7 protein-coding genes, 1 tRNA gene and 3 pseudogenes are annotated in these 14964 nt (G+C 42.1%); 8 read left to right on the top strand and 3 right to left on the bottom strand.

Going from position 1 to position 14964, the window contains the following annotated elements:
• Positions 1-281: 281 nt before the first annotated feature.
• Positions 282-355: transfer RNA gene (locus DXA05_RS22405), tRNA-Asn, on the bottom strand.
• 78 nt (positions 356-433) lie between these two features.
• Between DXA05_RS22405 and DXA05_RS22410 the strand changes: the two genes are divergently transcribed.
• The gene (locus tag DXA05_RS22410) at positions 434-1423 is read left to right on the top strand and encodes an adenosine kinase (protein WP_008642658.1); all 990 of its coding nucleotides are present in this window, start codon (positions 434-436) and stop codon (positions 1421-1423) included.
• Positions 1424-1469: 46 nt separating this feature from the next.
• Positions 1470-3157: pseudogene (locus DXA05_RS22415) on the top strand (S41 family peptidase).
• 136 nt (positions 3158-3293) lie between these two features.
• Here DXA05_RS22415 and DXA05_RS22420 read toward each other — a convergent pair.
• Entirely contained in the window at positions 3294-4484 is a 1191-nt protein-coding gene (locus tag DXA05_RS22420; RefSeq protein ID WP_004317526.1) for an ATP-binding protein, read from the bottom strand.
• Positions 4485-4667: 183 nt separating this feature from the next.
• Between DXA05_RS22420 and ahcY the strand changes: the two genes are divergently transcribed.
• The 6 genes and pseudogenes from ahcY (at position 4668) to DXA05_RS22450 (ending at position 14078) form a co-directional block, all read left to right on the top strand.
• On the top strand, positions 4668-6086 hold the full coding sequence (ahcY, locus tag DXA05_RS22425) for an adenosylhomocysteinase (RefSeq protein WP_008642653.1): 1419 nt from the start codon (positions 4668-4670) through the stop codon (positions 6084-6086).
• 151 nt (positions 6087-6237) lie between these two features.
• The gene (locus DXA05_RS22430) at positions 6238-8751 is read left to right on the top strand and encodes a YfhO family protein (RefSeq protein WP_128859645.1); all 2514 of its coding nucleotides are present in this window, start codon (positions 6238-6240) and stop codon (positions 8749-8751) included.
• Between the two features lie 282 nt (positions 8752-9033).
• Positions 9034-10365 (top strand): TolC family protein, encoded by a 1332-nt coding sequence (locus tag DXA05_RS22435; protein ID WP_128859646.1) that lies wholly within the window; start codon positions 9034-9036, stop codon positions 10363-10365.
• A 22-nt stretch (positions 10366-10387) separates the two neighbouring features.
• A complete protein-coding gene (locus tag DXA05_RS22440) occupies positions 10388-11479 on the top strand; it encodes an HlyD family secretion protein (protein WP_008642648.1) in 1092 nt (363 codons plus the stop codon).
• Positions 11480-11528: 49 nt separating this feature from the next.
• A pseudogene (locus DXA05_RS22445) lies at positions 11529-13165 on the top strand (MFS transporter).
• Positions 13166-13203: 38 nt separating this feature from the next.
• Positions 13204-14078: pseudogene (locus tag DXA05_RS22450) on the top strand (helix-turn-helix domain-containing protein).
• Between the two features lie 4 nt (positions 14079-14082).
• On the opposite strand, the gene upp reads toward DXA05_RS22450, so the two are convergent.
• Positions 14083-14736, bottom strand: a complete 654-nt coding sequence (gene upp, locus DXA05_RS22455; RefSeq protein WP_004296418.1) for a uracil phosphoribosyltransferase — start codon at positions 14734-14736, stop codon at positions 14083-14085.
• Positions 14737-14964: the final 228 nt, after the last annotated feature.

Here is a 14964-nt window from a genome sequence, read left to right on the forward strand (position 1 = left end):
GGAATAGTGGCTTTCTCCTCTAAATAAAGAATAAAGCAAGTATCCTGAGAAACATGATTGACTAGGGTAAAGTAATCAAGGATTCCTGAAGGCAAGAACAAGCTTAAAGAAGCAACAGGATCAATCGTTTGGGAAGAGGATGTTTTCATGATGCAAAAATAAGAATTTTAACGCAATCCCCCAAGGTTTCAGACTGAGCCCACTGTTTCCGTTATGATCCGAAAAACATTGGATCCGAAAAATAAGAAAGAGATAAATCTTCTGATTTACCTCTTTTTTCGCTCTTCCTCTTGGACTTGAACCAAGGACCCTCTGATTAACAGTCAGATGCTCTAACCGACTGAGCTAAGGAAGAATGTTTTTCTCAATTGCGATGCAAAAGTACTAGGTTTTTTTGAAATATGCAATATCTTTGCAAAAAAAAATATTAGGAATGGACAAAATAATAGGATTGGGCAACGCCCTGGTAGACGTACTCGCAACCCTGAAGGATGATACTCTTTTGGATGAAATGGGTTTACCCAAAGGAAGCATGCAGCTCATCGATGACGCTAAGTTACAGCAGATTAACATAAAATTTTCACAGATGAAAACCCACTTGGCAACAGGCGGATCGGCAGGAAATGCCATCCTTGGACTGGCTTGTTTGGGTGCCGGAACAGGGTTTATCGGAAAAGTGGGAAATGATAATTATGGAGAATTTTTTCGTGAAAATCTGCAGAAAAATAAGATTGAAGACAAATTATTGAACTCGGACCGACTACCTTCCGGTGTGGCATCCACTTTTATTTCACCGGATGGAGAGCGCACTTTCGGAACCTATCTGGGAGCAGCCGCTTCTTTGAGAGCGGAAGAACTGACGCTGGATATGTTTAAAGGTTACGCGTACCTATTTATAGAAGGCTACCTCGTTCAGGATCATGAAATGATTCTTCATGCCATTGAACTGGCTAAGGAAGCAGGTTTGCAGATTTGTCTGGATATGGCTAGTTATAATATTGTGGCCAATGATCTGGAGTTCTTCTCTTTATTAATAAACAAATATGTCGACATCGTCTTTGCAAACGAAGAAGAAGCGAAAGCCTTTACCGGCAAGGAGCCGGAGGAAGCTTTGGGAGTGATTGCCAAGAAATGCAGTATTGCTATTGTAAAAGTCGGAGCAAGCGGTTCTTATATCCGCAAAGGAACAGAGGAAATAAAGGTTTCGGCCATTCCGGTTCAGAAAGTGGTGGATACTACCGGTGCTGGTGACTATTTCGCTTCCGGATTCTTATATGGATTGACCTGTGGATACTCGTTGGATAAATGTGCAAAAATAGGTTCTATTCTCTCGGGAAATGTTATTCAGGTAATCGGAACAACGATGCCACAGGAACGCTGGGATGAAATTAAGTTAAATATTAACAGGATTCTGGCAGAATAACAAAGGATTAAGCTACTTTTACGACTCATTTAGATTAAAAAGAGGTATGAAAAAATTGCTGAACAGGCGAATAGCTATTGTTGCAGTAGCGGTGATAGCCACAGTTGCTTTCTTTAGTTTCAAGAGCGGAGACGACCGTAATTTCCAGATTGCAAAGAATCTGGATATATTTAACGCGATTGTGAAAGAACTGGATATGTTCTATGTAGATACCATCGATCCGAATAAAACGATTCGGGAAGGGATCGATAATATGCTTTACACCTTGGACCCTTATACGGAATATTATCCGGAAGAAGATCAGAGTGAGTTGGAACAGATGATTAAAGGATCATTCGGTGGTATAGGTTCTTACATTGCTTATAATACGAAACTAAAGCGTTCGATGATTTCTGAACCTTTTGAGGGAACACCTGCTGCAAAAGCCGGACTGAAAGCGGGAGATATCCTGATGGAGATTGACGGAAAAGACCTTGCCGGTAAGAATAATGCGGAAGTCAGCCAGATGTTGCGTGGGCAGGCAGGGACCAGTTTTAGTTGAAGATTGAGCGTCCGAATGTGAAAGGCGGACGTACGCCGATGGAGTTCACAATTGTGCGTGAGTCTATTCAGAATCCGGCAATACCTTATACTGCCGTATTGGATAACAATATAGGTTACATCGGCCTTAGTACTTTTTCCGGCAATCCTTCCAAAGAATTTAAGAAAGCGTTTCTGGATTTGAAGAAACAGGGAGCTACTTCATTGGTGATAGACCTTCGTAGTAATGGCGGCGGACTGTTGGATGAAGCAGTAGAAATTGCGAATTATTTCTTGCCGCGTGGAAAAGTGATTGTGACGACCAAAGGAAAAATCAAACAGGCCAGTAACACTTATAAAACGTTGCGCGAACCGTTGGATTTGGATATTCCGATTGCCGTACTGGTAAATAGCGGAACGGCTTCTGCTTCTGAAATCTTATCAGGTTCTTTGCAGGATCTCGACCGTGCTGTGATCGTTGGTAACCGTACTTTTGGAAAAGGGCTGGTACAGGTTCCCCGTTCTTTGCCTTATGGCGGAACGATGAAAGTGACTACCTCCAAATATTATATTCCGAGCGGCCGTTGCGTGCAGGCTATTGATTACAAACATCGCAATGAAGACGGAAGTGTCGGCACTATTCCCGACAGTTTAACTAAGGTATTCTATACGGCTGCCGGACGTGAAGTCCGTGATGGAGGTGGTGTAATGCCGGATATTACGATCAAACAAGAGAAATTACCGAATATCCTTTTCTATTTGGTACGTGATAATCTAATCTTCGATTATGCAACGCAGTATTGTTTGAAACATCCCACTATCGTTGCTCCGGAGAAGTTTGAGGTGACAGATGCTGATTATAATGATTTTAAAGCATTGGTGAAGAAAGCCGACTTCAAGTATGACCAACAGAGTGAGAAGATTCTGAAAACGTTGAAAGAAGCTGCCGAGTTTGAAGGATATATGGATGACGCTTCAGAGGAATTCAAAGTGCTAGAGAAGAAGTTGAACCATAATCTCGACCGTGACTTGGATTATTTCTCTACCGACATAAAGAAAATGATTGCTACTGAAATTATCAAACGTTACTATTATCAACGGGGTAATATCATCCAGCAGTTGAAGGATGATGACGGTTTGAAGGAAGCGATGAAAATACTGAATGATCCGGTGAAATACAAAGAAATGCTTAGTGCCCCGGTTGCTAAGAAATAAAGAAATATTTTTCAAATATAGATAATACAGAAAACGCGGCTTTGTCATCGACAGGCCGCGTTTTCTGTATCTAATTGTAAATAGTCATATAAGTGTCATCCTCGGATACAGGTATTTGTAACCTCGACTGACACATTTATTGGCGAATCAAAGGGAGAGTGAAATAGAACCTGCTTCCCTGCCCCTCCTGGGAGCGCAGCCAGATACGTCCTCCCATTTTTTCTACTAACATTCTGCAAAGAGTCAGCCCCAATCCGGTTCCCTGAACAAAATCGTTGACCTTTCCAAAGCGGCGGAAAATAGTGGCAACTCTTTCTGCCGGAATACCGATGCCGCTATCTTTCACGTAGAACTCTACAAAATCCTCTTTTTCCCGATACCCGAAATGGATTTCTCCTTTGGGGGTAAACTTTGTGGCGTTACTAAGTAAGTTACTTATAATTTGTATAATACGATTCCAGTCACCGGAGGCATACATGTCCGCATCTACATCATCTAAAATAAGTTTGACTCCGTTTTGCGTCTTATGGCAAAACTGTTGCTTCAGTTGCAGACAGATATCTGTTAACTTGATCGGACGGATGTTGAATTTTAAAGAGTCGGCCTCCAGTGAGGACAGATCCAGAATATCGTTGAATAGATTCAGTAACATTTCCGAATTTCGTTCGATGATTTCCGCATATTGATTCTTCTCTTCCGTAGATGTTGCGAAAGTGATTAGTTTGGAGAATCCGACAATCGCATTGAGCGGAGTGCGTATTTCATGGCTCATGTTTGCAAGAAAAGCAGATTTCAGCCGATCCGACTCTTCTGCCTTGACTCTGGCGGCCTTCAACTCTTTCTGTTGTTGCGCGTTCGTCTGTTCTGCTTCCCATTGTTGGGATATATCACGGCACATACACAACAGATATTTATTATCCAACGGAAAGATGCGGTTTTCGTAGTGATGTAAAACACCGTCCAACATCAGGTCATGTCTGGCTGTGGAACTTTCTCCCGTGAGGATCACTTTATCCATATTCTTGCGGACACTCTCATAAGCTTCTTCCGGCAGAATATCTTTTACGTTAGTGGTGGTGATATTACTGGCATTGATACCTTCTACGTGGTTGGTTGCCGGCGAAGAAGCAAGCTCTATAATATTGGCATCATGGTCGAAGACGGTGAGCATATCGGGGAGGGCATCCAATATCCGGGTGCTGTATTTATCGCGAAAACGCTCTTGGGAAGGAGGCGAAAGATGGGAGGAAAGAAAATCTATCTTCTCTTCTAATTGTTCGATTATTTTTAAAAGTTCCTCCTTCGTTTTGCCCTCGTAATGTCTCATAGAAGATTTATTGTTATTCATTAGAATATTGTAGAATTTGTTTTATCTGTTGCAAATATAAGACAATATTCCGAGACGCGGATTGTCTCCCAAGTTATTATAATATAAAAAAAACGGATAGCTTTTGCCCTACTAATCAGAATGTTCTATCTTTGCATTCATTATATATAAATGATTTACAATATGTCTACAGAATTATTCTCTACTCTGCCCTATAAGGTGGCAGATATTACGCTTGCTGATTTCGGACGCAAGGAAATCGATTTGGCAGAAAAAGAAATGCCCGGCCTGATGGCTCTTCGCGAAAAGTATGGAGAATCCAAACCGTTAAAAGGTGCCCGCATTATGGGATCGTTGCACATGACCATTCAGACGGCTGTGCTGATTGAAACGTTAGTGGCTTTAGGAGCTGAAGTACGTTGGTGCTCTTGTAATATATATTCAACGCAGGATCATGCGGCGGCTGCAATTGCTGCTACGGGTGTGCCTGTGTTTGCATGGAAGGGGGAGACTCTTGCTGATTATTGGTGGTGTACATTGCAAGCATTGAGCTTTGCAGGTGGTAAAGGACCGAATGTGATTGTAGATGATGGCGGTGACGCTACGATGATGATTCACGTAGGTTATGATGCAGAGAATAATGCTGCCGTATTGGATAAAGAAGTACATGCAGAGGACGAAATAGAACTGAATGCAATCTTGAAGAAAGTATTGGCTGAAGACAGTACTCGCTGGCATCGTGTAGCGGAAGAAATGCGTGGCGTGTCTGAAGAAACTACGACAGGCGTACACCGTTTGTATCAGATGCAGGAAGAAGGCAAACTGTTGTTCCCGGCATTCAATGTGAATGATTCGGTCACAAAATCTAAGTTTGACAACCTGTATGGCTGCCGCGAATCGCTGGCTGACGGTATCAAGCGTGCAACGGATGTGATGATTGCCGGAAAAGTGGTGGTAGTATGTGGTTATGGTGATGTGGGTAAAGGCTGTTCTCATTCTATGCGTTCTTACGGAGCGCGGGTACTCGTGACGGAAGTAGATCCGATCTGTGCATTGCAGGCTGCCATGGAAGGCTTTGAAGTGGTGACTATGGAAGAAGCTTGCATGGAAGGCAATATTTTTGTGACTACTACAGGTAATATCGATATTATCCGTATCGACCACATGGAGAAAATGAAAGATCAGTCTATCGTTTGCAACATCGGTCATTTCGATAATGAAATTCAGGTAGATGCCTTGAAACATTATCCGGGTATCAAATGTGTGAACATCAAACCACAAGTAGACCGTTATTATTTCCCGGATGGTCACAGCATCATTCTGCTTGCTGACGGTCGTTTGGTAAATCTGGGATGTGCAACCGGTCATCCGTCATTTGTGATGAGTAATTCATTTACTAATCAGACATTGGCGCAGATAGAACTGTTCAACAAGAAATATGATATCAATGTATATCGCTTGCCGAAGCATCTGGACGAAGAAGTTGCCCGCCTGCATCTTGAAAAGATCGGCGTGAAATTGACTAAGTTGACTCCTGAACAGGCTGCCTATATTGGTGTGTCAGTGGACGGACCTTATAAAGCAGATCATTATAGATACTAATTAGATTTACGATTTGACGATTTACTATTTACGATTGATAAATGTGGGAGAACGGTATTCTACCGTTATCAATTGTAAATATTGGATTGTCAGATCGTAATTTATTTTATATTCAAACTTCAATCGTAAATAGTAAATCGTGTCATTGTAAATGAAAAAGTTTCTTCCCGACTTAATAGCCATTCTGGCTTTTATCATTCTTTCTTTCGCCTATTTTTTTCCGGCTGATATTGAAGGTCGTATCTTGTTTCAGCATGACACGGCTGCCGGAGTCGGCGCGGGACAAGAATCGAAAGAGTATCTCGAACGTACCGGAGAACGTACGCGCTGGACGAATTCGATTTTTGGAGGTATGCCTACCTATCAGATGTCTCCGAGTTACGACTCGACAACGTCCCTGAAAGGGGTGGAGAAGGTTTATCGCCTCTTTCTCCCGGATTATGTAGTGCTGACTTTTATTATGATGCTCGGATTCTATATTCTTTTGCGGGCTTTCGGAATATCGGCTTGGCTGGCAGGATTGGGCGGAGTGATATGGGCTTTTTCTTCCTATTTCTTCATTCTGATACCGGCAGGGCACATTTGGAAGTTTGTGACGTTGGCTTATATCCCACCTACGATTGCGGGTGTCGTTCTGGCTTACCGGAAGAAATACTTGTTGGGTGGAATTATTACAGCGCTGTTCATCGCCCTTCAGATTCAGTCGAATCACATTCAGATGAGCTATTATTTCATGTTTGTGATCCTGTTTTTTGTGGGAGCGTACTTTGAAGATGCTTATAAAAAGAAAGAACTGCCCCATTTCTTCAAGGCCAGCGCAATTTTGGCATTGGCTGCCGTGGTAGGAGTTTGTATCAATATCTCCAATCTGTATCATACTTATGAATATAGTAAGGAGACGATGCGCGGCAAGAGCGAATTGAAGCAGGAGGGCGCTGTGGCCAGCCAGACAAGTAGCGGGTTGGACCGTGACTACATAACCAACTGGAGTTATGGTATTGGCGAGACATTGACGTTGCTGGTTCCGAACGTAAAAGGAGGAGGATCAGGGTCTACGATGTCGCAAAGCGAAGTTGCTATGGCAAAGGCCAATCCAATGTATAGCGGCATTTATTCGCAGTTGCCGCAATATTTCGGTGAGCAACCGTGGACAGCCGGTCCTGTATATGTTGGGGCATTTGTGATGTTCCTGTTCGTATTGGGTTGTTTCATAGTGAAAGGTCCTCTGAAATGGGCATTGCTAGGAGCTACTATCTTCTCGATTCTGCTTTCATGGGGAAAGAATTTCATGGGACTGACGGACTTCTTTATCGATTACGTCCCGATGTACAATAAGTTCCGTGCTGTATCTTCCATTCTGGTGATTGCTGAATTTACCATTCCTTTGTTGGCGATTTTTGCTTTGAAAGAGATTTTGAGCAAACCGGATACGCTGAAGTTGAAAGAGAACCGTGGAGGGGTGATTGCCACTTTGGTACTGACTGCTGGTGTTGCGTTGATTTTAGCTGTTGCTCCGGGTGCTTTCTTCTCCGGTTTTATTACGACACAAGAGATGGCTGCTTTGAAACAAGCACTTCCAGCCGAACATTTGGCTCCGTTTGTGGCAAACCTGACTGAAATGCGTGAAGCTATTATTGCTTCGGACGCATGGCGTAGTTTCTTTATTATAATGATTGGTTGCCTGTTTTTATTCTTATATCAACAGCGGAAGTTGAAAGCTTCTTTCACATTGGCTGGTATTGCGCTTTTATGTTTGATAGATATGTGGAGCGTCAATAAACGCTATTTGAATGACGAACAGTTTGTGCCGAAATCCAAACAGACGGAAGCGTTTGTTAAAACACAGGCGGATGAGATGATTCTTCAGGATACTACTTTAAATTATCGTGTGTTGAACTTTATAGGCTTTCCCGGTAATACGTTTAATGAAAACAATACAGCATACTGGCATAAAAGTGTCGGTGGCTATCATGCAGCGAAGCTCCGTCGCTATCAGGAAATGATCGATCATCATATCGTGCCCGAAATGCAGGAAACCTATCAGGCGGTGGCTACTGCCGGCGGACAGATGGACAGTGTAGACGCTTCCAAATTCCGTGTACTGAATATGCTGAATACAAAGTACTTCATTTTCCCTGCCGGAGAGCAAGGGCAGGCTGTTCCTGTGGTAAATCCTTATGCATACGGCAATGCATGGTTCGTAGACAAGGTGCAGTATGTAAATAATGCAAATGAAGAAATCGATGCTTTGAATGATATTCTTCCAACAGAAACAGCCGTAGTGGATGTGAAGTTTAAAGAACAATTGAAAGGTGTGACAGAAGGATATAAAGATTCTCTATCTACCATCCAGTTGACTAGCTACGAACCGAATCGTCTGGTTTACAAGGCTTCCACTCCTAAAGACGGAGTTGTTGTCTTCTCCGAAATATATTATCCGGGATGGCAGGCGACTATTGACGGTCAGCCCGTCGATATTGCCCGTGCAGATTATATCTTGCGTGCGATAAATGTACCGGCAGGAGAACATACCATCGAAATGTGGTTTGATCCACAAAGCATACAGGTTACAGAAAGTATTGCTTATGCAGCATTGGCTTTGTTGCTGATCGGAGTTATGGTCCTTGCGTGGACGCAGCGGAACAAGATTGCGAAGAAGTCTTAAGCGAAATGTAATAGTCATTAACCTTCATAATGTATGGTAAGGTTATAAAATAAGGGCGGCACTCCTCCTCACAAAGAGCGCCGCCCTTATTTTACATTCACTAAAAAAATATGAAAAAACAAACGCTGTCCATAGAAACATATTAAGTGTAATGTCTTTGAGAGTAGTTGTTTATTGTTTGTTCATTGAAAAAGGAAAATATGAATATAAACAAATAGTTTGTGGATAGTCTTATTATGCTGTAAGCTACTAAATTTGTAGCCAATAATAGAGCATTATGTTATGAAAAGACTACTATTCATTTTTTCCTTTTTTTTCTTGTTCGTGTTACGTGGGAACACACAGGAGGTAGAGATTCTGACATTAGAGGATTGTCTCCGCATTGGTATTGACAATAACTTGTCGTTAGAAGGGAAACGTAAAGAAATACAAAAAAGTAAATATGGCGTATCTGAAAACCGTTCGAAGCTGCTGCCGCAAATTAATGCGATAGCCGGTTATAATAATAATTTTGATCCTCCGGTGTCAGTCACAGACGGTTCATCTTACGGAGTTCCCTATAATATAACGAAAACATTGCAACATTCTGCTAATGCAGGACTGGAAATGCAGATGCCGCTTTTCAATCAGACTCTTTATACTTCTATGTCCATAGCTAAAGTGATGGAAGAAATCAGTCGTCTGTCTTATGGAAAAGCTAGGGAAGATGTTATTCTTCAAATCAGTAAGATGTATTATCTCGGACAGGTCACGGCCGAACAAATCATGCTGATAAAAGCAAATATCATCCGTCTGGAAGAATTGAGAGATATTACACAGGCTTTCTTCGATAATGGAATGTCTATGGAAGTCGATCTGAAAAGAGTCAATATCAATTTGGAAAATCTGAAGGTGCAATATGACAATGCACAAGCAATGATGAAACAGCAATTGAATATGCTGAAATACATTATGGATTATCCGGCTGAAAAGGAAATCGCGCTGACACCGGTAAATACCGATAGCATTACTACGGTAGCCCTGACCGGCTTGTCGGAAAATATCTATGAACTTCAACTCTCACAATCGCAAGTGCAACTGGCGGAACGACAAAAGAAGATCATTACTAATGGATATATCCCTTCTCTTAGTCTGACAGGCAGCTGGCGATATGCTGCATATACGGATAAAGGTTATCATTGGTTCCACTCCGGTCCGTCCAATCAATGGTTTCGTTCCTATGGAGTGGGGCTAACCTTGCGTATTCCGATTTTCGACGGACTGGATAAAACCTATAAAATAAAGAAGGCGATGATCGATATAGAGAACAAAAGACTGGCATGGGAAGATGCCCGGAAGAATTTGCAAACTCAATATCTGAATGCTGTGAACGACCTGATGAACAATCAGCGTAACTTTAAGAAACAGAAGGATAACTACTTGCTTGCCGAAGATGTGTACGCAGTCACTTCCGACCGTTACCGGGAAGGCATTGCTTCTATGACGGAAGTGCTGCAAGATGAAATGCAGATGAGCGAAGCTCAAAACAACTATATCAGCGCACATTATAACTATCGGGTGACTAACCTGATGCTGCTTAAACTAACCGGACAAATAGAATCATTAGTCAAATAATACGCAAATAACAATCATAAATATGGAAACAATGGAAAATAACCTTCCTTCCGCTACTCATCAGGAGAAAGCAAAAAAAATGAAGAAACTTCGTCGCTGGCAGATTGCTATCAGCCTTCTCGGAGTGGCTATTATTGTTTGGGGAGTGATTGAAGTGATCTGCCTTTTTTTGAATTATAGCCAGACGGAGACTAGTAACGATGCACAAATAGAACAATATGTGTCTCCTATCAATCTACGTGCTTCAGGTTACATTGACAAAATCTACTTTACAGAACATCAGGAGGTACATAAAGGAGATACTTTGCTGGTACTGGATGATCGTGAATATAAAATTCGCGTAATGGAGGCTGAAGCTGCCTTGAAAGATGCGCAAGCCGGTGCGACCGTCATCAATGCTACACTCAATACCACGCAGACAACAGCATCTGTTTACGATGCGTCTATTGCCGAGATTGAAGTACGGTTGGCGAAACTGGAAAAAGACCGGAAACGATATGAGAACCTCGTGAAACGAAATGCGGCTACTCCTATCCAACTTGAACAGATTGTCACTGATTATGAAGCTACGCGTAAGAAGCTGGAAGCTACGAAAAGGCAGAAAAAAGCAGCTCTTTCCGGTGTAGATGAAGTGTCCTACCGTCGCATGAATACCGAAGCGGCTATTCAAAGAGCAACAGCTGCGCTCGAAATGGCCCGGTTGAATCTTTCCTATACGGTTGTAATAGCTCCTTGTGACGGAAAACTCGGCCGTCGCTCATTAGAGGAAGGACAGTTTATTTCGGCAGGGCAGACCATCACCTATATTCTTCCTGATACCCAGAAATGGATCGTTGCCAATTATAAGGAGACACAAATCGAGAACCTGCATATCGGACAGGAAGTATTTGTCACAGTAGATGCCATTAGCGATAAAGAGTTTAAAGGCAAAGTCACCTCTATATCAGGAGCTACCGGCTCCAAATATTCATTAGTGCCGACCGATAACTCCGCAGGCAACTTTGTGAAGATCCAACAGCGCATCCCCGTACGCATCGACTTTACCGATTTATCAAAAGAAGACAACGAACGATTAGCAGCAGGCATGATGGTAGTAGTGAAAGCCAAACTCTAACCACCGTGCACCTATAATTCATAAATCATAATTCATAAATCAAAAATTAATGCCCTCTTATCCTAAAAATTATCCTTTTTATAGCTGGATGCCCAACCGTTGGGTATTATCATTCTGTTATTTTTCTTTCTGCCGATTCTTACGGTAGGCGGGGTTTATTCGGTGAATAGCACCGAAATGATGAGCGGGCTTGGCATTATATCCGAGCATATTCAGTTTGCTAACTTTGTTACTTCTATTGGTATGGCAGCCTTTGCTCCTTTCCTATATCAGTTGGTGTGTGTGCGGCGGGAGAAGATGATGTGTATTGTCGGGTTTGCGTTCATGTATATATTCAGTTATATCTGTGCAAAGACAGACAGCGTTTTTCTGTTGGCGCTTTGTAGTCTTCTGACGGGGTTCTTGCGTATGGTACTGATGATGGTCAATCTGTTCACACTCATTTGGTATGCGGGTGGAATGGAAGCTACCCGCAATATTACTCCGGGGTTGGAGCCGAAAGATACTGTCGGTTGGAATAAATTGGACATTGAAAGATGTGTGAGTCAGCCGGCTGTTTATCTGTTTTTTATGATTCTAGGACAGTCGGGCACAGCATTGACGGCTTGGCTGTCCTTTGAATATGAGTGGAAATATGTGTATTACTTTATGATGGGGATTCTCCTGATCTCTATTTTGCTCTTGTTTATTACCATGCCGAATTATAAGTTTCCCGGAAGGTTTCCTATTAATTTCCGTAAGTTCGGCAATGTCACTGCATTTTGCATCTCGCTGACTTGTCTCACGTATGTGCTGGTTTATGGAAAAGTACTCGACTGGTATGATGACGAATCTATTCGTTGGGCGACAGCTGTAAGTATTCTGTTTGCGGGAATTTTTCTATATATGGATGTAACGCGCCGGTCGCCTTATGTTTTGCTGGATGCGTTCAAACTGCGTACTATACGTATGGGAGCATTACTTTACTTATTATTGATGGTGATAAACTCCAGTGCTATGTTTGTCAATGTGTTTGCAGGAGTGGGGATGCATCTCGATAATCTGCAAAATGCTTCATTAGGTAATTGGTGTATGGTAGGTTATGCTATTGGTGCCGTGATTGCTATGGTGTTGGGAGGTAAAGGGTTACATTTTAAGTATCTGTTTGCGATGGGATTCTTCTTCCTGTCTTTATCAGCTGTTTTCATGTATTTCGAGGTACAAACGGCAGGAGTTTACGAGCGTCTGAAATATGCAGTTATCATCCGTGCCACAGGCATGATGATTCTGTATGCGCTGACGGCTGCTTATGCCAATCAACGTATGCCTTTTAAATATCTTTCCACCTGGATCTGTATTATGCTTACTGTGCGTATGGTTGTGGGACCGAGTATCGGCGGAGCAATTTATACAAATGTTTTGCAGGAGCGGCAACAACACTATATAACCCGTTATGCGCAAAATGTGGACCTGCTTAATCCGGATGCTTCCACTTCCTTCCTTGGTACGGTACAAGGTATGAAATATCAGGGAAAGAGTGAGACGGAAGCCCGTAACATGGCTGCTATATCTACCAAAGGGCGTATTCAGGTGCAGGCCACGCTCTCTGCACTCAAAGAGATGGCGGGATGGACAATTTATGGTGGGTTAATTTGTATGATATTTGTGCTCGTTGTTCCTTATCCTAAACGAAAATTGCTAACTTAGCGTCGTTTTTGATAATGATCTGTTAATATATTAGTATGATGGATAGCGGACAAGATCGTTTATTGCAGTTTGAACGCGATTTGTTAAGTGGGAAAAATATATGTAGCTCCGAAGGGATATTTGTAAATTTTCCACCCTCACTGAAGAAACTTTCCAAATGAAAGGACTGGGGCTGATTATTTGTCGCCAGGGTAATTTCCAGTTTTCGCTTAATCAGAAAAAGCATTTCGCAGGAGCAGGCGAAAGTTTGTTTATTCCCGAAGACGGCGAGTTTCAGGTTTTGCAAGAGTCGGAAGACATGGAGGTACGGATTTTGATTTATCAGATAGAACCGATCCGGGATATTATGGGGAATCTGGTTGTTTCCATGTATATGTATTCCCGTCTTACTCCCGAAGAACCTTCTTGTGTCTGGTCTACTGGTGAGGAAGAAGAGATAGTAAAGTATATGTCCTTATTGGACAATGTGTTACAGTCGGAAGAAAATTCATTTAAACTTTATGAGCAGAAATTACTTCTACTTGCATTGACGTACAGGATTTGTTCTATTTATAATCGCAAACTCGTCAATGACGGGCGGGAAGTGGGAGGACGCAAAAATGAAGTCTTTATTCACTTGATCCAGTTAATCGAAAAATATTATATGCAGGAACGGGGTGTTGAGTTTTATGCGGATAAATTGTGTTTGTCTCCTAAATATCTTTCTGCCGTTTCTAAGAGTATTTGCGGATATACCGTGCAGGAACTTATATTCAAAGCTATCATTCGTAAGAGCATCTCATTGCTTAAAAATACGCAGAAAGATATTCAGGAGATTTCAAATGCCTTCGGCTTCCCCAATGCTTCTTATTTCGGTACGTTCTTTAAGAAGCAGGTTGGGGTTTCACCGCAGCAATATCGGAAGAATCTTTAAACGTTTATTCTTTTTCACCGTAGGCAAGATCGCCCGCATCGCCCAGTCCCGGAACAATGTAAGAATGTTCGTTGAGTTCGGGATCGATGGCAGCGCACCAGATTGTCGTCTTGTCTTCCGGAAATACATTCTTTATATGATCGATAGCCTTTTGGCTGGCGATAATCGAAGCAACATGAATTTCGGCAGGGTGTCCTTTCGTCAGCATTGCCTGGTAACTAAGTTCCATACTCCCTCCTGTTGCCAGCATAGGGTCGGTGATAATCAGCGTTTTGTCATCAATGCGGGGAGAAGCGATATATTCTATGTGTATATCGAATTTTAGCGTATCTTTATATTTGCGGTAAGCGGAAACAAACGCATTCTCCGCCCCGTCGAAATAACTAAGGAAACCTTGATGGAAAGGCAGACCAGCACGTAGGATCGTACTGATTACTAAATTGTTGTCCGGCGTACTGACCGGAGCGATTCCCAGTGGTGTCTGGATGTTCTTTACCGAGTATTTAAACTCTTTACTCATTTCATAAGCCATGATTTCTCCGATCCGTTCGATGTTACGGCGGAAACGCAGGCGGTCGTTCTGAACTTCTACATTTCTAATTTCGGATATGTACTGGTTTAGAATCGAATTAGTTTGGCCAAAATCAATTACTTTCATATTATATTTTAATCAAATTTTAATCTCATTTTCATAGTATTGATAACATACTGGCTTGCAAAGTAAACGATAATCTTTCAAATTGCAATATTCAGTTTGCAGATATTGTTAGGAATTTATAAAAGAGTTTCAATTAGGGAAAAATTTCTCTAATACCTTCTTCCTTTCCAAAGAAAGTATTACTTTTGTAGCCGGATTTACAAGGGGGTATCCAAAGCTCCCCATGTT

Source organism: Bacteroides sp. AM54-2NS, from assembly GCF_003602935.1.
GTDB classification, from domain to species: domain Bacteria; phylum Bacteroidota; class Bacteroidia; order Bacteroidales; family Bacteroidaceae; genus Bacteroides; species Bacteroides xylanisolvens.

What these genes read in the sequence shown, in the direction of transcription:
- DXA05_RS22410 (WP_008642658.1), top strand. Translation starts at nt 434, where the DNA reads ATGGACAAAATAATAGGATTGGGCAACGCCCTGGTAGACGTACTCGCA.
- DXA05_RS22435 (WP_128859646.1), top strand. Translation starts at nt 9,034, where the DNA reads ATGAAAAGACTACTATTCATTTTTTCCTTTTTTTTCTTGTTCGTGTTA.
- ahcY (WP_008642653.1), top strand. Translation starts at nt 4,668, where the DNA reads ATGTCTACAGAATTATTCTCTACTCTGCCCTATAAGGTGGCAGATATT.
- DXA05_RS22420 (WP_004317526.1), bottom strand. Translation starts at nt 4,484, where the DNA reads ATGAGACATTACGAGGGCAAAACGAAGGAGGAACTTTTAAAAATAATC.
- DXA05_RS22440 (WP_008642648.1), top strand. Translation starts at nt 10,388, where the DNA reads ATGGAAACAATGGAAAATAACCTTCCTTCCGCTACTCATCAGGAGAAA.
- DXA05_RS22430 (WP_128859645.1), top strand. Translation starts at nt 6,238, where the DNA reads ATGAAAAAGTTTCTTCCCGACTTAATAGCCATTCTGGCTTTTATCATT.
- upp (WP_004296418.1), bottom strand. Translation starts at nt 14,736, where the DNA reads ATGAAAGTAATTGATTTTGGCCAAACTAATTCGATTCTAAACCAGTAC.